Below are 19872 nucleotides of genomic sequence, written 5' to 3' on the forward strand. Positions count from 1 at the left end.
AACGCGTTTATTTACTGAAACGCATAACTCACCGTCAGGCCCACGCTGTAATTGCGACCCGGCGCCGGTTCGTAATAGCGACCGTTGCTTTCATTCACGATAACTGAACCGATGTAGTTGCGGTCAAACAGGTTATCGACGCGGCCAAATAGATCCAACGTCCAGTTCTGCACCAGCCACTTATAACCGCTGTTCACGCCGACCACGATATAAGACGGCGCTTTCACGTCATTCTCATCATCCGCCGCGATATCGCTCAGGTAGCGCACATCGGTTCCGGCATACCAGCCTTGGTCGGGCGCGTAAGCCAGTCCGGCGTAAGCCATGTTACGGGCAATGCCGGGAACCGTGCGCTAACCGAACAGACCATCCACGACTTTACCGATCTGCTGGCCATGCTTAACGCAGAAACGCGCATGAACGGCGGCAACCACACCCGCAGCAACACAGAGGATGTGCTGATAGCGACACGCGGTACCGGACTGGAACGCGCCAGCGCATCGGTTAAGCAGGTTGTGTATTCCTGCCTTGGAGAGCACAGCGCTAAGCCGTGGGAAGTGAGAAACCGTCTGGAGCAACTTTATGGTGACGTGTCACGCATTGAGCTGTTTGCGCGAACCGCCGCCGAGGGTTGGGATTGCTGGGGCAACCAGTGTGACAGCAGCGTGCAACTGATCGCCGGGAGGGTGGCATGAGCTGGAGGAATTTATATCGCGGCAACAACCAAGTGATTCTCACGAGCTACAACCTAGATGTGAAAGAGGGTAACAGCCGGTCAGTTTATTTGGTGAAGCACCACAGCAAGATTTGGAACACCACACTTGAGCAGAGCATCACGATTGAGCGAGATGCTTACGGAAGAGTGACACCAACGATCGCACTTGATGATTTCCCGCAGCGACTGAGTGAGCGCGAGACCATGCTTAAGCTAGCCGACTGGCTTCATCGCCTCGGCGTTTCGATTGAAGATCATTGGAGTAAGCCATGAGTGACGAAGAAAAGCGCGCTGGCGAAAACATCCTGAAGTTCATCATACCCAAGAGTAACGGCGATGACTGCCGTGTAAACAGGCGCGAGCAAACCACAGGCAGTGGTTCAAATTTTAGTGACATGACCGATCTTGAATTAAATATCGAAGTCGCAGTTGCTATCGGATACATAAGAGACATGTGCGAGCTCGCTAAATTAGGGAAACCTTGGGTTGGTGTTGAGTGGGATGAAGATAGAGGGACGGCAACTAAAACTTTCGATTTCTGCAATTCCTGGGCAGATGCTGGGCCCATAATTTCTGAGCATGGCATAGGGCTGATGCCGTTTAAAAGCGAGCTGCCAAAGGCGTGGGATATATCGACCGGCTTACTTGGCTCAAACGTTTATTGGCATGAAAACATTTTACGCGCCGCGATGATCGTTTTCCTAGTGAAGCAGGAGGGGTAATGATTAGCATTGAAACAATGATTGGCGCTCTCGTATTCACTGCCGCCTATTTTTTCGTGTCGGGCTTGGTCGCTGAGAGTAGCTGCGCCAATAAGCACAAAGACATCAGCAGCCCAATACCATCGATCATAAGGGGCCTGCTGTGGCCGCTAGTGGCGGTTAAGCATGTGCTGATTTGGTCGTGGGGTAGCCTATGAAATTAACCCTGCCATTTCCTCCAAGCGTAAACACTTACTGGAGAAACACCCGTAAGGGGGTATTAATCAGCGCCTGCGGGCGCTCTTTCCGATCCAATGCTATTGCAGCGGTATACCAGCAACTAAAGCGCCGCCCAAAGCCGATTACAGTGAATGTTGCTGTACCCGGTAAACGGTGACACGGTGCTGATTGATATGTCAGGTATGTATGAGTGGGCGATGATCATGATTCAGCCGCGCCGTCTGATTACCGACGATGGCGCATTCCTAATGGATGACCTGCTGGAAGATATTGCAGTGGTGGGAGTGGTAACGCACGAAATCACGACCATGCATGAGGATGACAGGCCGACTATTTGAAAATACCTCGCGTGAAGCATTTTAAGAGGTTTTAATACTCAAGCACCCAATGCTAGGTTTATTGGCAAAAAAGCCCGCAAAATTGCGGGCAGGTGCCTTAACGGTTAGAAATGTACAGAGTCACTTCCAAGCCGAGGCGCATATCAATAAATGCTGGCTTCTTCCACATAGGATTTCCCTCCAAAGTAATTAATCACACCCAATCAAACCTAAGTAAGAATGAGTACATAAATGAGTACAAAGTTAATGTGCTCATTAGCATGTTATCTCCTATTAATCAGAAGATTACATGATAATTGGACATGGCTCTGCCTGTTATGTTCGAAATTCTGGCGGTTTTGAATTTGCAAACCGGGCACGCTGCTGAGGTTTTCTGACAAATTGACGCGCGGTGCCGCGTGGCGCATATCGTCGCCGGACACCACACTAACTGCCGCTGGCGTATCCAGTTCAGACAGTCCGGATGCGGACGGCGCCGCGCTCACCACCATGGTATTGCTGGCCGCGTTTGCCGCCAGCGCCGAGACCGGTAACATCGCAGGCAGCATCAGCAGCGAAGCCTGTCGCAGTAAAGCTATTTTCATTATGAAAGACCGTAAAAAGGGCGTGGAATGTACCGAATGGAACATTAATGGCACGTATGTTAATCGTTTTATCATTTGTTTGAAAAGCGTAAATAGTATGACGGATTATTCATCATTGCGGCGTTGAAAATGTTTTTTCATCGCATCTCTGGCCTGGCTGCGACAGGGAAATTCTGTCAGTCTGGCGGTTTTGTCTTAAGGCACAAAAGAGAGGGAATGATGAGTCAACAACCTGTGGTCGCGGTACTGGGATTGGGCGCGATGGGGCATGCGTTTGCCGCTAACCTGTTGAAAAAAGGCTTCACGGTGCGCGGCTGGAACCGCACGCGTGCCAAAGGCGAAGATCTGCTGGATGCAGGCATCACGCTGGCCGACAGCGCTGCGCAAGCGGTGAGTGGCGCGGATGTGGTGATCGCCATGCTGGCCGACGGCGATACCACGCGTCAGGCGCTGAACGACGCCAGCTCCGCGCTCAAGCAGGGTGCGACAATTTGCCAGATGGGCACCATCGGCGTGGCCGCCACCGATCAACTGATCGCGGAATTCAAAAGCACGCGTCCGGACGTAGTGTTTATCGATGCACCGGTTTCCGGCACCAAAGCGCCAGCAGAGAATGCGCAAATCCTGGTGATGGCCAGCGGCGATCAGAGCAACGCGCAGGCCGCAGAGCAGGTGTTCGCCGCGATCGGTAAAGGCACGCAATGGCTGGGCGAGGCGGGCGCCAGTTCGCGCATGAAGCTGGTGGTGAATAGCTGGCTGATTGGTCTGATGCAGAGCCTGGCGGAAAGTACGCGTCTGGCGGAAGAGTTTGGTTTCAGCACCGACGATCTGTGGAAAGTGCTGGATGGCGGTCCGCTGGCGGCACCGTACGCCAAAATGAAACTTGGCATGATTGCCAGCGGCGATTTCACGCCGCAGATGCATCTGGTGTGGGCGCTGAAAGACGCCAAACTGGCGCTGGATGCGGCGGGCGATAGCAAACTGCCGGCGCTGGAAAACATTGTGGATGTCTGGCAGCAAGCGGTAGATGCCGGTTACGGCGAGCAGGATCTGGCGGCGGTTTATCAATATCTGAAACGCTAACATGAGTGCGCGGCTCAACTTCGACTTCGCCTATCGTCCGCTGGTGCCCTATGCGCACGATTATGCGCATGGCGACGCGGAGCCGTGGCATCACCACGCTTGCGCCCAGCTGATCCACACGCTGAGCGGCGTGGTGAAAGTGGAAACGCAGCACGGCAGCTGGATTGTGCCGCCGAGTCGCGGCGTCTGGCTGCCGGCGGGGACGCGTCACGCACTGCACATTGTTGGCGCGGTGGCCGCACGCACGCTGTTTGTGGATCCGCTGGCGCGCGCCGATCTGCCCGCCAGTTGTCAGGTGGTGCAGATTTCGCCGCTGCTGCGTGAGTTGATTGTCAGCGCGCTGGCGCTGCCGGAGCAGTACGTTCCCGGCAGCCGCGCCGAGCGGATTTACGAGCTGATCCTCGATGAGATCCGCGTGATGGACGTGCTGCCGTTTGGTCTGCCGCTGCCGGAAAGCGAGCGGCTGCTGAGTTTGTGCCAGCAGATCCAGCAAGCGCCCGGCGAAAACTGGACGCTGGCCCGCGCGGCTACGCAACTCTGCGTGGCCGAACGCACGCTGGCGCGCCATTTCAGTCGCGAAACCGGGTTACAATTCAGCGACTGGGTGCGCCGCGCGCGACTGAGCGTGGCGTTAACCCGCTTAGCGCAGGGCGATAGCGTGCTGACGGTGGCACTCGATCTCGGTTATGACAGCCCGAGCGCCTTCAGCGCGATGTTTCGCCGCGTGCTCGGCGTCACGCCAGCGAACTACTTTCCTGCGGCAGAAAAGCGTGCGCTGCGTTGAGCAGCGCCTGCAGTGAAGCGCGCGCCACATCATTATCAATGCCTACCCCCCATGCGCGTTCCCCGCGTGCATTAATGCAACTGATGTAGGTCACCGAACGACTGTCGCTGCGTTTGCCCAGCGTGTGTTCGTGATAATCCTCAATGGTGATGATTACGTCATAGCGCTGACGCAGCGCGGCAACGGCGGCTGAGAGCAAGCCGTTGCCTTTACCTTCCAGCATCAACTGCTGCGCGCCCTGTTGCAGCCGCGCCCTAAGGCGCGTTTCGCCTTTATCGTCGCTGTGACTTTCCGCTTCCAGCAAACAACGCACGGGCTGCGTTAAGCCGTAATGCTGACAAAACAACTGCCACAGCGCGTGATGGGTCATCTCCTGACCGTGCTGGTCGGTTTGCTGTTGCACCAGACGGCTGAAATCCTGCTGCAAGCCGCGCGGCAGCTGCAGACCGTGATTCTGCTCCAGTAGCCAGGCGGCGCCGCCTTTACCCGATTGACTGTTAACGCGGATCACCGCTTCGTAGCTGCAGCCGATATCCAGCGGATCGAGCGGCAGATACGGCATCTGCCAGATTGCTTCTTCACGCTCAGCACGGGCGGCAAAGCCTTTGCGTATCGCATCCTGATGCGAACCGGAGAAGGCGGTAAACACCAGTTCACCGGCATACGGATGACGCGGATGCACTGGCAGCTGGTTGCAGCGCGTCACCACTTCCAGCACCTGCTGGATATCGCTGAAATCGAGCTGCGGCGCGATGCCCTGAGTGTAGAGATTGAGCGCCAGCGTAACGATATCGACGTTGCCGGTGCGCTCGCCGTTGCCAAACAAACAGCCTTCCACGCGATCGGCACCCGCCAGCAGCGCCAGCTCGGCGCAGGCGATGCCGGTACCGCGATCGTTATGCGGATGCACGCTGATCGACACCTGCGATCGCTGGCTGAAGTGGCGACAGAAAACCTCAATCTGATCGGCATAGACGTTCGGCGTGTTCACTTCGACGGTCGCGGGCAGGTTGATGATCATTGGACGCGCCGGGCCCGGTTGCCAAATCGCCGCCACCGCTTCGCAAATCTCCAGCGCAAACTCCGGTTCGGTAAAGCAGAAGGTTTCTGGCGAATACTCGAAGGTCCACGCGGTATCCTTTTGCGCTTCGCAACGGGCGCGAATTTGACGCGCACCGGCGCAGGCCAGTTCGATAATCTCGGCTTTGCTCTGGCGGAACACGCGCTCGCGGAACAGCGGTGCGGTGGCGTTGTAGAGATGAATAATGGCGTTCGGCGCGCCACGCAGCGCGTCGAAGGTGCGATCAATCAGATCGCTGCGCGCCTGGGTCAACACCTGAATCGCCACATCGTCTGGAATGTGCTTCTGCTCAATCAGCAAACGGACAAAATCAAAATCGGTCTGCGATGCCGCCGGAAAGGCCACCTCAATCTCCTTAAAGCCACAGCGCAGCAGCAGTTGCCAGAACTCCAGCTTGCGCGCGCTGTCCATTGGTGTCGCCAGCGCCTGATTGCCGTCGCGTAAGTCGGTAGAGAGCCAGCGCGGTGCCTGCGTCAGTTGGCGCGAGGGCCACTGACGATCGGGTAAGTCGATAACCGGAAACGGGCGGTATTTTGTAGCGGGTTGCGTGAGCATAACGATCTCCTTGTAATGTGGCGTTCAGTCTCGCCCAGCATCGCGCGGCGCGGCTCGCGCATTGCTGACAACCACTCGCGCAAAAGTGACAACCGGGTTCAGACTCTTGCGCGCACACTCTGTAGCGGCGCGATTAATCGCGCATTTTTCAGGCGACACCGCGCTCCTCCCGACATTGCGCAATAAATTGCGCGGCTACGATAATTGCGGTGATTGCATGCATAGTCTTTATGCGCCACGCGGCATATCTCATGCGAAATCGGCATCGGTCATTTGGCGCGCGCGGGTTAGGCTGGGGTTTTGCGCGATGGGATAAAACACAATGAAAAGAGCAGCTTTGGCACTATTAATCGTGACAGCCAGCGGTGCGGCGACGGCAGAAACCGTGACGCTGCGCATTGCCGATCAAAAGGGAAATATGCACGCCGAAATGGAAGCGGCGCAGCAGTTGAACAACCTCAATTATAAAATCGAATGGGCCGAGTTCCCGGCGGCGGCACCGCTGGCGGAAGCGCTAAATGCCGGTGCGGTGGATGCCGGTATTATCGGCGATGCGCCGCTGCTGTTCTCGCTGGCGGCCGGTTCGCAGGTGAAAGCGGTGGCGGTGAGCAAATCGGTGCCCGAAGGATTGGCGGTGCTGGTCAGCCCGGATTCACCCATCAAAACCGTTGCTGAGTTAAGGGGCAAAAGCATCGCTACCGGACGCGGATCGATTGGTCACTTTGAGGCGCTCAAAGCGCTGGAGCAGGCGGGCGTCAGCGATAAAGAGGTTAACTGGCGCTTCTTAACGCCTGCGGATGCGCGCATCGCGCTGGCAAACGGTTCGGTGGATGCCTGGTCAACGTGGGATCCTTATACCGCGCTGGCGGAAGTGACCCACACCGGACGCGTGCTGGTGAACGGCGTTGGCCTGTCCAGCGGCAACAGCTTCCTCGCGGCCACCGACGCCGCGCTAAACGATGAAGCCAAACGCGCGGCGCTGCAGGATTACGTCAATCGCTTAGCCGCCGCCGATCGCTGGGCTAACAGCCATGTCGATGAGTACTCGACCACGCTGGCAAAAATCATCGGTTTCCCGAAAGAGGCGGCGGCGAAATCCTTCTCACGCCGCAAATCGCACTGGCAGAGCATTGATGATGCCACCATCGCCCAGCAGCAGGAGACCGCCGATTTCTACCAGAAATACGGGTTGATCCAGCAGCATCTTGATGTGAAACCGACTTTTTATCACGGCTTAAAGGTTGCGCAGAACTAACCCTTTGTGCGCCCGCATTTGGCGAAACAGCAGCGCGCGCGTAGCATGGCGCCATGTTGTTTCGTCAAAGAACCCCTCATGTTGCTAAAAACCTTCGACGGTCATAACGACCTGCTTCTCAATCTGTGGCTGCATCATCGCGATGATCCCGCGCAGGCCTTTTTTCACGGCATCGAAAAGGGCCACCTCGATTTTCCGCGCATGCAGCAGGGCGGTTTTGCCGGTGGGCTGTTCGCGATGTTTGTGCCGCCAGCGCGCTATGTCAAAGAGGTCGCGCCGCAGCGTGCGGAGGAAAATTTCGATCCACTGACGATTCTCTGGCAGCAGCTCGACATCCTGAAAACGCTGGCGGCGCAATCTGATGGGCGGGCGCGGTTATGCCTAAACACCGCTGATATTGCCGCCTGTCGCGCTGACGGCGTGCTGGCGCTGGTGGCGCATATTGAAGGCGCAGACGGGTTTGATGGCGAGGGTGAAGCGCTTGATGCGTTTTACCAGGCGGGCGTGCGCAGCATCGGGCCGTTCTGGAATCTGCCCAATCGCTTTGGCGAAGGCGTCTGCGGATCATTCCCCAACTCACCGGACAGCGGGCCAGGTTTGACCGAACAAGGTGAGCAGCTGATCGCCGCTGCCAATCGACATCGCATGCTGATCGATATGTCGCACATGAACGAGAAAGCCTTCTGGGACACCGCACGCCTGTCAACCGCGCCGCTGGTGGCGACGCACTCCAATGCGCACGCGCTCTGCGCGCAGCCACGCAATCTGACCGACGATCAGCTGCGCGCCATCCGCGACAGCGGCGGCGTGGTGGGCGTGAATTTTGGCAACGCTTTTCTGCGCAGCGACGGAAAACGCGATAGCGACACCGCATTGATCGAAATTGTTAAACATGTTGAGCACCTGATCGCGATAATGGGCCGCGATCATGTGGCGCTGGGCTCCGATTTTGATGGCATCAGCGTGCCTGAGGCGCTGAAAGACGTGAGCGGATTACCGCATCTTTATGCGTTGTTGCGTTCGTTCGACTACGATCAAACAGCACTTGAGCAGCTCGCATGGGGCAACTGGCAGCGCGTATTGCAACAAATTTGGCAGCATTAGCACCATTCCCTTACCGAATCAGGGTTGATCTGCTCGCTACATTGGCGCAACATCTGCGCGCGTACGGATTGCGATGTGATCTAAGTCACAGCCGCAATCCTCTTCAGCAGAGATTTCTCTGCGTTTTTGTTTTATGAGGAAGACCATTATGTGGAAAAAACCTGCGTTTATTGACCTGCGTCTGGGCCTGGAAGTGACTCTGTACATCTCCAACCGCTAAGACTTCTGCCCGCCGTTCGTGCGGGCATTTTGTTTTCTCTCTTTGGTCAACGTCCATGTTTATTAAAGTCCTCGGTTCAGCGGCGGGCGGCGGCTTCCCGCAGTGGAACTGTAACTGCGCCAATTGCAGCGGCCTGCGTAACGGCAGCATTCAGGCGCAGGCGCGCACCCAATCTTCGATCATTATCAGCGACAACGGTGAAGATTGGGTGCTGTGCAACGCCTCGCCGGACATCAGCCAGCAAATTGCCCACACGCCAGAACTGATCAAAAAGGGTGTGCTGCGCGGCACGGCGATTGGCAGCATCATTCTCACCGACAGCCAAATCGATCACACCACTGGCTTGTTGAGCCTGCGCGAAGGCTGTCCGCATCAGGTGTGGTGCACGCCGGAAGTGCATGGCGATCTCACCAGCGGTTTCCCAATTTTCACCATGTTGCAGCACTGGAATGGCGGCTTGCAGCATCATGCGTTAACGCCGCTGGAGCCGTTCCGCGTCGATGTCTGCCACCGTTTGCAGTTCACCGCGATTCCGATTCTCAGCAACGCGCCGCCGTATTCGCCGTATCGCGATCGCCCGCTGCCGGGCCACAACGTGGCGCTGTTCATTGAAAACACCGCCAACGGCCAAACGCTGCTCTACGCGCCGGGACTCGGCGAGCCGGATGCGGTGATCATGCCGTGGCTGCAAAAAGCCGATTGCCTGTTGATTGATGGCACGGTGTGGCAGGACGACGAGCTGCTCGCCACCGGCGTTGGCAAAAATACCGGCAAAGCGATGGGCCACTTAGCGCTGGCCGAAGAACAAGGTTTAATGGCGTTGCTGGCTGCGCTGCCGGCCAAACGCAAGATTTTGATTCACATTAACAACACCAATCCGATCCTTAATGAGCAATCGCCGCAGCGCGCCTATTTGACGCAGCAGGGCATTGAAGTGAGTTGGGATGGCATGGCGATTCATCTGCAGGAGTTTGCATCGTGATCATCACCGAAGCATTATCGCCCGCCGCGTTTGAGCAGGCGCTGCGCGACAAAGGCGCGTTCTACCACATTCATCACCCTTATCACATTGCCATGCACAATGGCGAGGCGACGCGCGAGCAGATTCAGGGCTGGGTGGCGAACCGCTTCTATTATCAGACCAACATTCCGCTGAAAGATGCGGCGATCATGGCGAATTGCCCGGATGCGGCGACGCGGCGTAAATGGGTGCAGCGCATCCTCGATCACGACGGCAGCAACGGTCACGAAGGCGGGATTGAAGCCTGGCTGCAGTTGGGTGAGGCGGTGGGGCTGGATCGTGACGTGTTGCTGTCCGAGAAGCTGGTGCTGCCGGGCGTGCGTTTTGCGGTGGACGCCTACGTGAACTTCGCGCGCCGTGCTAACTGGCAGGAAGCGGCCTGTAGCTCGCTCACCGAGCTGTTTGCGCCGCAGATTCATCAGTCGCGTCTCGACAGCTGGCCGCAGCACTATCCGTGGATCAAAGAGGAAGGCTATTTCTACTTCCGCAGCCGTTTGAGCCAGGCGAACCGCGATGTGGAGCATGGGCTGGCGCTGGCGCTTGAGGTGTTTACCCGCGCCGAACAGCAGAACCGCATGCTGGAGATCCTGCAGTTTAAACTCGATATTCTCTGGACCATGCTCGATGCCATGACCATGGCGTATGCGCTGCAACGTCCGCCTTATCATACGGTCACCGATCAGGTGTCCTGGCACAGCACAAGACTGGTATAACAACATGAAAGATAATGTGATTCCGGCTTTCCGTCGCGGCTACCGCATGCAGTGGGAAGCGGCGCAGGATAGCCATGTGGTGCTCTATCCGGAAGGCATGGCCAAACTGAACGAGACCGCCGTGGCGATCCTCGAACTGGTGGATGGCAAACAGGATGTGGCGGCGATCGTTGCCACGCTGGATGCGCGTTTTCCGGACGCGGGCGGCGTCGGCGACGACGTCAAAGAGTTCCTGCAATCCGCCATCGAACAAAAATGGATACAGTGTCGTGAACCCGAGTAAAAGCGTGACGCCACCGCTGTGGCTGCTGGCAGAACTGACCTATCGCTGCCCGCTGCAGTGTCCGTATTGCTCCAATCCGCTGGATTTTTCCCAGCAGGAGAAAGAGCTGACCACCGAACAGTGGATTGAGGTGTTTCGTCAGGCGCGCGCCATGGGCAGCGTGCAGCTCGGTTTTTCCGGCGGCGAACCGCTAACCCGTAAGGACCTGCCGGAGCTGATCCGCGCCGCGCGCGATCTCGGTTTCTACACCAACCTGATCACCTCCGGCATCGGCCTGACGGCGAAAAAACTCGATGCCTTTGCCGACGCCGGACTCGATCATATCCAGATCAGCTTCCAGGCCAGCGATGAAACGCTGAACGCGGCGCTGGCCGGGTCAAAAAAGGCCTTCCAGCAGAAGCTGGAGATGGCGAAAGCGGTGAAAGCGCACGGCTATCCGATGGTGCTGAATTTCGTGCTGCATCGCCACAATATCGACCAGATCGACAAAATCATCGATCTCTGTATCGAACTGGAAGCCGACGATGTCGAGCTGGCGACTTGCCAATTCTATGGCTGGGCGCAGCTCAATCGTGAAGGATTGCTGCCGACGCGCGAGCAGATCGCCAACGCCGAAGCGGTGGTGGCCGATTATCGTCAGCGCATGGGCGCCAGCGGCAATCTCACCAATCTGCTGTTCGTGACGCCGGATTACTATGAAGAGCGGCCGAAACCCTGCATGGGCGGATGGGGATCGATCTTCCTCAGCGTCACGCCTGACGGCACCGCGTTGCCGTGCCACAGCGCGCGTCAGCTGCCGGTTGCGTTCCCGTCGGTGCTGGAGCGCACGCTGGACGATATCTGGTACAACTCGTTTGGTTTTAACCGCTATCGCGGCTTTGACTGGATGCCGGAACCCTGTCGCTCCTGCGATGAAAAAGAGAAAGACTTTGGCGGCTGTCGCTGTCAGGCCTTTATGCTGACCGGCGATGCCGATAACACCGATCCGGTGTGCAGCAAATCGCCGCATCACGGCAAGATCCTCGAAGCACGACGTGAAGCCAACTGCAGCGACATCAAAATCCAGCAGCTGCAGTTCCGCAATCGCAGCAACTCCGAACTGATCTTTAAGCAGCGCGTCACCTGATGCACGCGCGCCAGCTCACGCTCGCCAACGGCCTGCGCTGCCATCTTTATCATCAGCCCGACGCGCGTGAGGCGGCGGCGCTGATGCGCGTGCAGGCCGGCAGTCTGGATGAAGCGGATCGCTGGCCGGGTTTGGCACATCTGCTGGAACATCTGCTGTTTTGCGGCAGCGAAGCTTTTCACGGCGACGATCGCCTGATGCCGTGGCTGCAGCTGCAGGGCGGCCAGGTGAACGCTACCACGCAGTTGAGCCGCAGCGCCTATTTCTTTCAGCTCCCAGCTGCAGCGTTGTCAGCGGGCGTGCAGCGGCTGTGTGACATGTTAGCGGCACCGTTGCTAACGGCGCAGGCCATTCAGCAGGAAGCGGCGGTAATTGAGGCTGAGTATCAACTGCTGCAAAACCATGCCGACACGCTGAGTGAAGCTGCCGTGCTGGAAAAGTTGCCGGGACGTTTTCAGCGCTTCCGCGTCGGCAGTCGGCAGGCTTTTGGTGACAACGTCACGGAGTTGCAATCCGCACTACGCGATTTTCATCGCCGCTTCTATCGCGCTGAAAATATGCAGCTTTGGCTCCATGGCCCGCAATCACTGGATGAGCTCGAACAGTTGGCGGCACGCTTTGGCGGCAGTTTGCTGGCGGGTGGAGAACGCGCTGCGGCTATTGAAGCTACGCTGTTGCAAGGCGATCGTTTACTGCAATCAGGCGGTGAAGAAAATTTCTGGCTGACGATGTTGGTGGCGGGCGATGAGCAGACTGTGCGTGACAATGTCACATTATTAAAAGCATTCTGGCAGGACGAAGCGCCCGGCAGCTTGCTGGCGCAGTTGCGCGCTGAGGCGTTATGCGAAACCTTTGACGCGCATTGGTTATGGCAAGATGAGCAACAAGCTTTACTGGCGCTGCGCTTTAGCGCCAGGCGCATTTCCCCGGCGCAGGCGCAACAGATTGAGCAACGCGTTTGGCAGCATCTGGCTGCGTTAGCTGAATGTACGGCGCTTCAGCTGCGGCACTACGCACAGCTCGCGCAGGAAGATTTCGCGACCTTGTCGCCGCTGGAACAGTTGCGCGGCCGGGCGTTGGGCTTCGCGCCGGGTTGCGCGCTGCCAGAAAACTTCACGGATTTTGCCGCAGCGTTGCCAGATTGTCCGCGCACACGTCTGCTCACGCAGCAACAGATTGACGGCGCACCGCATCACACGCAGGGCTTCACCTTGCAGCTGGCCGAGTGGCTGCCGCCGTCGTTGGCTGCGACCAAACCCGCAGCGTTTCACTTCTATCCTGCTTCAGCCGCTGTTCCGCTCCCTCGTCTCCCGCCCGTGGCGCAGTCGTTGCCGCTGATTGCACCGGTAAAACAGGTTGAAACGCTGCTGCTGCGTCCGGCGTTTTATCAGACCTTGAGTGAGGAAGACGCGCAGTCGCGGCAGCGCCAGTTACGCCCGTTGCTGGCGGAATTGCGCCACGCGGGTGGCAACGGCAGCTGGCAACAGACGCATGCAAGCTGGCAGCTGCTGCTCAATCTGCCCGCATCCGCCGATCGCGCGTTGTTTAGCGTGCATCAGGCAATACAGGCGCTGAACACGCCGGTGCTGGCGCAACCCGCAGCGAATACCCCTTCGATTGTGATTCGTCAATTGCTCGCCGCGTTGCCCACTCGCTTGAGCAAGCCATTACCCGCGCCACAATGGCTGGCGGCATGGTGCGGCACCAATACCGCATTAAGCCAGCGCGTGGCGCATCTGCTCAGCGATTTTACGCCGGATCTGGCGCGCGACACGCCGCCGGCACGACTGCAACACGGCATCGTGCCCATCGCCTGCGACGGGCGCGATCAGGCGCTGCTGCTGTTTATGCCGTTACCGCAGGCCGATGATGCCAGCCTGGCCGCTTTACGCGTGCTGGCGCTGATGCTGGAAACTCGCTTCTTCCAGCGGTTGCGCGTGGATCAGCAAATTGGCTATGTGGTGTCGGCGCGCTATCAGCGGGTGGCGGATGTGGATGGCTTGATGCTGGCGCTGCAATCACCGGATATCTCCTGGCGTGCGCTGCTGGGTCACTGCAAACGCTTTATGCGTGAGATGGTCGCCGAGATCGCGGCAATCTCGCCGCAAAAGCTGGCGGCATGGCAGGCGAGCTTAATGACGCAGTGCGTAAGCAAAGATAATGGCGAGGCCGCACTCGAAACTCTGCGCCAGCAGCACGGCCTGGCCACTCTCAATCGCGCGGCTATTCAGGCACTGACGCTGCCGCAGCTCGAGCAACTGCATCAGCGTCTGCTGAGCGAACGGCATCGCTGGTTGATTTTGGTCAATCAAAGCTGAAAGATTCAACCGAAACGTACGTGAAATCATTCGTCATTACGTAGGGTCGCTATTTATGGTGACCGAGTGCGCATGAATGCGCACCCTAAGTGCGATGCTACATCTCCCGCCAAAACTTCTTCTTACTGGTTTTACCAATCCCTGGATTACAGCTGTTGGTGGGATCAAGCTGTTTCCAGTGCGCGACATGCTCACACGACGCCTGATAAAGGTGCCCGACATTGTGCTCGGCGGGATATTTCGCGCCGCGCTGTTCCAGATACCGTTTCACCTCTTCCTTAAACACTTTCGCGTCGTAGCCGGGTTTCAGCACGTAATCCTGATGATTGACGAAGCAGAAGAAGTGCCCGCAACACGAATCAACCTGTACCTGCGCCGCCAGATGATCGGGCAGCGTCAAACGCCATGCATCGTCATTACGGCGCAGCGCCACGTCGAAGGCTACCAGCCGCTCGTTGGGGTTGTAACCCAGCGCGTCGCAGTAGGAAATGGTGCAGCCGCCCACGCCGAAACGCACCAAAAACGCATCTGCCGCTTCACGCGCATTGCAGCGGAAAAAGCCGCCTTGCTGCTCAGCAAAGAATTGCTGCAGTAAACTCTGCAACTCGGCGGTTTGCGGCGACTCTACTTTGATCATCAGATGATGTTGATACTCGCTGCGGTAATCCATGATGCGCGGCGCGATAAAGCTCGGCGTCAATTGGTTGAAGAATTGCAGCACCCGATCAACAAAATTGCGCGGCAGGAATTTAAGATGGCTGAAGCGCACATCCCATTTGGCTTTATTGGCCATCATCTGCGGAATGGCCTGCGGGCCCAGTTTGCGGATCGCCAGATACATATGCTTGGCATAGCGCACGGTTAAATCGAAGGCGTTGCGATGAATATATTCCGCCTGCAGCGGCAGTTCGCTCATTTCGGTTAGCAGGAAACGGCGCAGCGCCACCAGCACGTTCTCATCGTTAGTGCCGATGTAGAAGGTGTCGCTGCCGGCGCTGGCTTCGAAGGTGGGCAAGCGTACAGCGAAAACCACCACTTTACCGGCGCTGCCCGAGCTGTCGTGCAAGTAGCGCAGATCGCCATTGAAGCGTGCTGGGGAATCCGCGGTCACATCTCGTAAGCGGTCGGCGTAGTCATCGGCCCAGATTTTACCCTGCCAATCGGCTTGCTCGCCGGTTTGATACTGCTGCTGCGCCAGGTTTGCCAGCATCACTTCTGGCGTGTCGCCCAACTCGATGCCGAGATGATTAACCATCTCCAGGCGACCATCCTCATGAATACGGGCGAACAAGGATTTTTCGGTAAACGCGGGGCCGCGCCGAATCAGCGAGCCACCGGAATTATTACAGATCCCGCCGACCACCGAGGCGCCGATGCAGGATGATCCAATCACCGAGTGCGGCTCTCGACCGAGCGGCTGTAAGGTGTGTTCCAGTTCAGTCAAGGTGGTGCCGGGGAAGGCGATCACCTGGCGCGCCTGATCGATCACCTGCACGCCTCTGAGCTGGCGGGTGCTGATGATCACGATATTGCGGTCGTAATCATTGCCGTCGGGCGTTGAGCCGCCGGTGACGCCGGTATTTGATGCCTGCATCAACACAATCACATCGTGCGCCACGCACACCTGCAGTGTTTGCCACAGCTGCAACAAGGTTTGCGGTAACGCCACCGCCAGCGCGTCACCGCGCCCGACGCGGAACCCCTTTATGTACCAGGCTTTATCATCCGCATGGGTTAATAACTGTTTGTCACCCACCACCGCGGCCAACTTAAGCAAAATATCCTTCTGCATGCTCATTTTTCTCTTCTTTATTCTTTATCTGCCACGGTATTGGACAAGCGCAGCTGCACTGAGTCAATCATTCACTGGCCCTGACGCGTAAATAACGCACGGAATCATTATCCCTTTTTACTTTACGGAATAATCGGCAGGAACCGATAAAAATGCGCGGGAAATCACAAAATAGATCGAAATAAAAATCGCGAAGAGGGCGTTTATTTGGGTTGCTGATTTCACTACGCAAAATAAATATAAACCTATGATTTTATTTGTTATTAAGGTTTTAAGGTAAAAAATGCCATGTGATTTACATCACAAAAATAAGCCTTTGTTGGATGCTGTCAATTATCTCACTCGGGAAATTCATCGCAAAAGTGTGACATTCGTTGCAAATAACAATGCGGTTAATCGGAAGAATGAATTCCAGACGCACAGCATAAAGGATGATGACAATGAGAATTGGCATGGTGATCAGCGGTGGCGATGTCACCGGGATTAATAACTTTGTGTATCAAATATCGCGCTTAACTCAAGCGGAAATGGTGTTATTTAATGGTGGTATTCCAGGTTTGCTGGAAAACAATCATCAGGAAATATCCCGACGTGATTTAGTGGATTACGCCATCGCCGCTATTCCGGTGATGCAATCGGGACGAACCAGCAGGAAATTAATTCGCCCGGAATATGAGATGATCGCCAAACACCTTAAATCGCTGCGCATCGATGTATTAATTATGGCGGGCGGAGATGGTTCATTACAATTCCTGCATACGCTGAGCGAATTTGGTGTCAACTGTTTTGGCGTCGGCATGACCATCGATAACGATGTCTTTGGCAGTGATTACAGCATCGGTTTCTCCACCGCCTGTGAGCAGGTGTTAAAAGAGGTGGCGAAGTTACGTAATACCGGCCGCGCCTTAACCGGTCGTGTATTTATGGTGGAGCTGCTGGGCGGTTATTGCGGTGAATTAACCTTGCAGTCAGCGATTAAATCCAATGCCGATTTCGCGCTGATCCCGGAATGCCAGATTGCACCGCAGGAGCTGGCGGAGCGCATCACGCAGCGGCTGGCGGCGCAGAACAGCGTAATAATTTTGTGCTCGGAAGGTTATACCCGTGAATATTCGCCGGGCTTTCAGGGCGCTATCGATACCTTAATTAAACAAATTGAACCGTTAATTGGTGTGCGTATTCGTAAAACGATTATCGGTTATGGCCTGCGTAATGGCGATCCTACCTGTGAAGAGATTTATCAGGGCACCATTATGGCCAGTGAAGTCGCGCGTTGTATTCAGTCGGGAATGCGCAATAAAGCGGTGATTATTAATGGCAGTAATCGACCGATTCCGATTGATTTAATAAGCATGAAAAAACGCCTGGTCGATACGGAAGGGCATCATTATAAACTCGCTAAACAACTACAAATTCTGTGAGGAAATAGCCATGCTGAAAATATTATGTGTCTGTGGATGTGGTTTGGGTTCAAGCTTTGCGATTGAAATGAGCGCCAAGTCAGTATTAAAGAAACTCGAAATTGATGCTGATATTGATCACACCACCATTTCTGAAGCCAACGCCTTTAAATCCGACATGATTTTAACCCAGAAAGCCTTTGCTGATGTGTTAAATGCCGATGCCAGCCCGGAACAGATCAAGCGGGTGATTATTCTCAATAAGCTGACCGACAAAGCAGAAATTGAAGAGAAAATCGTGGCGTTTATGAAAGAACGTAACTTAAAGGTTGCTAATCATGAATAGTGTCATCGACTTCCTGGTAAAAGACTTATTGGGGCAGGCATCGATACTGATCGCCTTTATTGCCCTGATTGGTCTGCTACTGCAAAAAAAATCGGCGGGCAAGGTGGTGGAAGGCACCTTTAAAACCCTGCTCGGTTTCTTAATTATGATGGCCGGTATCAACATTATTGTCGGTACGCTGACCTTCCTGAACACCATTTTCACCCACGGCTTTGGCATGCAGGGTTATATCACCGATGTTGCCGCCATTGCCGGGTTAGCAAACCGCGAGCTGGGTTCAGAAGTGGCGCTGACGCTGTTGGTGATCTTTATCGTCAACATCATCATTGCGCGTCTGACACCGTTCAAATACATCTTCCTTACCGGTCAGGCGCTGCTGTGGATGGCGACCATCGGTGCGGTGATTGGCTATAAAGCGGGGCTGACAGGTTTACCTCTGATCCTTACCGGCGGCATTTTTGGCGGCATTATGGCGGTGGTGATGCCTGCGCTGGCCCAACCGGTGGTGCGCCGCATCACCGATTCTGACGACGTGGCGCTCGGGCACTTCTGCACCATTGGCTATCTGCTGACGGCGGCGGTGGCAAAGGTGGTAGGCAAAGGGTCGCGCTCCACCGAAGATCTCAAACTGCCCGATAACTTTAAATTCCTGCAGGACACCTATCTGTCGATGGCGGTGGTGATGGTGCCGATGTACCTGATCCCTGCGGTCGCCGCCGGTCCGGAATTTATCGGCCAGTACAGCAACGGCATGAACTACCTGATGTACGCCTTTATGCAGTCGATTCAGTTCGTGTGCGGTGTGTTCGTGCTGTATAGCGGCGTGCGTCTGTTGCTGAACGAACTGGTGCCGGCTTTCCGTGGTATCGCCATGCGTCTGGTGCCGGATGCAAAACCGGCGCTCGACTGCCCAGTGATGTTCCCGTACGCCCCGAACGCGGTGATCGTCGGCTTCCTCGCCACCACGCTGGGTTCGGTGGTTGGCATGCTGGTGTTCCCGATGTTTGGTCTGGCGATGATTCTGCCAGGATTGCTGACTAACTTCTTTGCCGGTGGCACCGCAGGCGTGTTCGGTAATGCGCTCGGTGGGCGTCGCGGCGCAATGATTGGCGGTTTCGTGCACGGTCTGTTCATTACCTTCCTGCCGGCGATTCTGGTGCCGATGCTGGAAAGCTACGGTTTTACCGGAGTCACCTTCAGTGATTCGGATGTCATCAGTACCGGCCTGGTGCTCGGCCATGCATTCCAGAATAACTGGCTGTTCGTGGCGCTGTTTATCGCCTTTATTACTCTCATCGCCTGGTTTGTTAACGGAAAATCCACCAAGTCTAAATCCCATGAGGAAAAGCTCCATGAAACTTTATAACTTTACCGATCTGTTACAGGTGGCTAAAGAACGTGAATTTAAAGCGCTCGGTTCCTTTAATTTGCACTGTCTGGAAATGTTGCCCGCCTTTTTTAAAGCAGCGGAGAAAACGAATAGCCCATTAATGATTCAGATCTCAACCGGAACCGCCAAATATCTCGGACATAAATTATTGGTGGATGCGATTCGCTCATTGTCTGAAAGCCGTAACGTGCCGACCTGTTTGCACCTCGATCACTGTTCGGATTTGGACGCTATCCAAACCGCGCTGGATGCGGGCTTCAGTTCAATTATGTATGACGGTTCACATTTACCGATTGAAGAGAACATCGCCAATACGCGCCGTGTTATTGATATGGCGCGCCCGCTGGCGGTTTCGGTTGAGGCGGAATTGGGCGCGATTGGCGGGTCGGAAGATGGCAAAGAGGTGGAAATGAACGATGCGGCGTTTACCACCGTCGATGAAGCCAAACGCTTTGTCGATGAAACCGGCGTCGATATGCTGGCGATCTCCATCGGCACGGTGCACGGCTTGTACACCGGTAAAGCCCATATTCAGCATCAGCGCCTCGCGGAAATTACCGATGCCACTAAGACGCCGCTGGTGCTGCACGGCGGTACCGGCGTCAGCGATGAAGATATGCGTCTTGCGGTGCGCAGCGGGATTGAGAAAGTCAACGTTGGCACCGAGATGAATGTGCAGTGGGTTGCAAACTGCAAGCAGACGTTTGAAAAGGGCAAGGTCAACGACAGCGTGCGTAATTTCCTTGTGCCGGCCAACGATGCCGTGACCAATGTGCTGGTAGAAAAGATTCAACTGTTCCGCTAGTTCCGACTTACTCATGAC

20 protein-coding genes and 3 pseudogenes are annotated in these 19872 nt (G+C 56.0%); 18 read left to right on the forward strand and 5 right to left on the reverse strand.

Annotation, left to right across the window (positions count from 1 at the left end; genetic code table 11):
• Positions 1–11: 11 nt before the first annotated feature.
• Positions 12–347: pseudogene (locus ACVLVH_RS03665) on the reverse strand (TonB-dependent siderophore receptor); the annotation flags it as partial.
• On the opposite strand from ACVLVH_RS03665, the pseudogene ACVLVH_RS03670 reads away from it, so the two are divergent.
• From ACVLVH_RS03670 to ACVLVH_RS03685, 4 genes and pseudogenes are all read left to right on the forward strand, one after another.
• A pseudogene (locus tag ACVLVH_RS03670) lies at positions 345–695 on the forward strand (MT-A70 family methyltransferase); the annotation flags it as partial. The pseudogenes ACVLVH_RS03665 and ACVLVH_RS03670 sit on opposite strands and share 3 nt — an antisense overlap.
• A complete protein-coding gene (locus ACVLVH_RS03675; protein WP_498948774.1) occupies positions 692–988 on the forward strand; it encodes a hypothetical protein in 297 nt (98 codons plus the stop codon). The pseudogene ACVLVH_RS03670 and the gene ACVLVH_RS03675, both read left to right, overlap by 4 nt.
• Positions 985–1437 (forward strand): phage protein NinX family protein, encoded by a 453-nt coding sequence (locus ACVLVH_RS03680; RefSeq protein WP_498948775.1) that lies wholly within the window; start codon positions 985–987, stop codon positions 1435–1437. The genes ACVLVH_RS03675 and ACVLVH_RS03680 overlap by 4 nt, the downstream gene beginning before the upstream one ends.
• A gap of 350 nt (positions 1438–1787) precedes the next feature.
• Positions 1788–1994, forward strand: coding sequence for a hypothetical protein (locus tag ACVLVH_RS03685; RefSeq protein WP_498948777.1), 207 nt, complete (start codon positions 1788–1790; stop codon positions 1992–1994).
• Positions 1995–2091: 97 nt separating this feature from the next.
• Here the strand turns inward: ACVLVH_RS03685 and pqqA (ACVLVH_RS03690) are convergent, their stop codons facing one another.
• Complete coding sequence (gene pqqA, locus ACVLVH_RS03690; RefSeq protein ID WP_010245103.1) at positions 2092–2163, reverse strand: pyrroloquinoline quinone precursor peptide PqqA; 72 nt, start codon at positions 2161–2163, stop codon at positions 2092–2094.
• Positions 2164–2290: 127 nt separating this feature from the next.
• A pseudogene (locus ACVLVH_RS03695) lies at positions 2291–2578 on the reverse strand (TonB-dependent receptor plug domain-containing protein); the annotation flags it as partial.
• A gap of 129 nt (positions 2579–2707) precedes the next feature.
• Here ACVLVH_RS03695 and ACVLVH_RS03700 point away from each other — a divergent pair.
• Both ACVLVH_RS03700 and ACVLVH_RS03705 read left to right on the forward strand, forming a co-directional pair.
• Entirely contained in the window at positions 2708–3661 is a 954-nt protein-coding gene (locus ACVLVH_RS03700; RefSeq protein WP_192411902.1) for an NAD(P)-dependent oxidoreductase, read from the forward strand.
• Between the two features lies 1 nt (position 3662).
• Positions 3663–4445: an AraC family transcriptional regulator gene (locus ACVLVH_RS03705; RefSeq protein WP_101764486.1), complete on the forward strand. Its 783-nt coding sequence runs from the start codon at positions 3663–3665 to the stop codon at positions 4443–4445.
• Here the strand turns inward: ACVLVH_RS03705 and leuA are convergent.
• Entirely contained in the window at positions 4396–6081 is a 1686-nt protein-coding gene (leuA, locus tag ACVLVH_RS03710; protein ID WP_192411901.1) for a 2-isopropylmalate synthase, read from the reverse strand. The two genes, ACVLVH_RS03705 and leuA, sit on opposite strands and share 50 nt — an antisense overlap.
• A gap of 322 nt (positions 6082–6403) precedes the next feature.
• On the opposite strand from leuA, the gene ACVLVH_RS03715 reads away from it, so the two are divergent.
• From ACVLVH_RS03715 to pqqF, 8 genes are all read left to right on the forward strand, one after another.
• On the forward strand, positions 6404–7336 hold the full coding sequence (locus ACVLVH_RS03715; RefSeq protein ID WP_498948780.1) for an ABC transporter substrate-binding protein: 933 nt from the start codon (positions 6404–6406) through the stop codon (positions 7334–7336).
• A gap of 78 nt (positions 7337–7414) precedes the next feature.
• A complete protein-coding gene (locus ACVLVH_RS03720) occupies positions 7415–8440 on the forward strand; it encodes a dipeptidase (RefSeq protein WP_498948781.1) in 1026 nt (341 codons plus the stop codon).
• A 148-nt stretch (positions 8441–8588) separates the two neighbouring features.
• Positions 8589–8660: a pyrroloquinoline quinone precursor peptide PqqA gene (pqqA, locus tag ACVLVH_RS03725; protein WP_002905689.1), complete on the forward strand. Its 72-nt coding sequence runs from the start codon at positions 8589–8591 to the stop codon at positions 8658–8660.
• A 55-nt stretch (positions 8661–8715) separates the two neighbouring features.
• Positions 8716–9642: a pyrroloquinoline quinone biosynthesis protein PqqB gene (pqqB, locus tag ACVLVH_RS03730; protein ID WP_498948783.1), complete on the forward strand. Its 927-nt coding sequence runs from the start codon at positions 8716–8718 to the stop codon at positions 9640–9642.
• The gene (pqqC, locus tag ACVLVH_RS03735) at positions 9639–10394 is read left to right on the forward strand and encodes a pyrroloquinoline-quinone synthase PqqC (RefSeq protein ID WP_137385725.1); all 756 of its coding nucleotides are present in this window, start codon (positions 9639–9641) and stop codon (positions 10392–10394) included. Before pqqB ends, pqqC begins: the two co-directional genes overlap by 4 nt.
• Before the next feature lie 4 nt (positions 10395–10398).
• Positions 10399–10677 carry a pyrroloquinoline quinone biosynthesis peptide chaperone PqqD gene (gene pqqD, locus ACVLVH_RS03740; protein ID WP_061720121.1) on the forward strand — a complete coding sequence of 93 codons (279 nt, stop codon included), beginning with the start codon at positions 10399–10401 and terminating at the stop codon, positions 10675–10677.
• Positions 10664–11803 (forward strand): pyrroloquinoline quinone biosynthesis protein PqqE, encoded by a 1140-nt coding sequence (pqqE, locus tag ACVLVH_RS03745; RefSeq protein WP_101764482.1) that lies wholly within the window; start codon positions 10664–10666, stop codon positions 11801–11803. Before pqqD ends, pqqE begins: the two co-directional genes overlap by 14 nt.
• Positions 11803–14121, forward strand: coding sequence for a pyrroloquinoline quinone biosynthesis protein PqqF (gene pqqF / locus ACVLVH_RS03750; protein WP_498948784.1), 2319 nt, complete (start codon positions 11803–11805; stop codon positions 14119–14121). The genes pqqE and pqqF overlap by 1 nt, the downstream gene beginning before the upstream one ends.
• A gap of 97 nt (positions 14122–14218) precedes the next feature.
• Here the strand turns inward: pqqF and dld are convergent, their stop codons facing one another.
• Positions 14219–15919, reverse strand: a complete 1701-nt coding sequence (dld, locus tag ACVLVH_RS03755; RefSeq protein ID WP_498948786.1) for a D-lactate dehydrogenase — start codon at positions 15917–15919, stop codon at positions 14219–14221.
• 434 nt (positions 15920–16353) lie between these two features.
• Between dld and ACVLVH_RS03760 the strand changes: the two genes are divergently transcribed.
• Genes ACVLVH_RS03760 through ACVLVH_RS03775 form a run of 4 tightly spaced genes read left to right on the forward strand, consistent with a single transcriptional unit; the run spans position 16354 to position 19854 of the window.
• Complete coding sequence (locus ACVLVH_RS03760; RefSeq protein ID WP_498948788.1) at positions 16354–17334, forward strand: 6-phosphofructokinase; 981 nt, start codon at positions 16354–16356, stop codon at positions 17332–17334.
• A 10-nt stretch (positions 17335–17344) separates the two neighbouring features.
• Positions 17345–17659, forward strand: coding sequence for a PTS sugar transporter subunit IIB (locus ACVLVH_RS03765; RefSeq protein WP_008110086.1), 315 nt, complete (start codon positions 17345–17347; stop codon positions 17657–17659).
• On the forward strand, positions 17652–19025 hold the full coding sequence (locus ACVLVH_RS03770) for a PTS sugar transporter subunit IIC (RefSeq protein WP_008110085.1): 1374 nt from the start codon (positions 17652–17654) through the stop codon (positions 19023–19025). Before ACVLVH_RS03765 ends, ACVLVH_RS03770 begins: the two co-directional genes overlap by 8 nt.
• Entirely contained in the window at positions 19012–19854 is an 843-nt protein-coding gene (locus tag ACVLVH_RS03775; RefSeq protein ID WP_101764478.1) for a class II fructose-bisphosphate aldolase, read from the forward strand. The genes ACVLVH_RS03770 and ACVLVH_RS03775 overlap by 14 nt, the downstream gene beginning before the upstream one ends.
• Positions 19855–19872: the final 18 nt, after the last annotated feature.

This window comes from Kluyvera sp. 1366 (genome assembly GCF_054823405.1).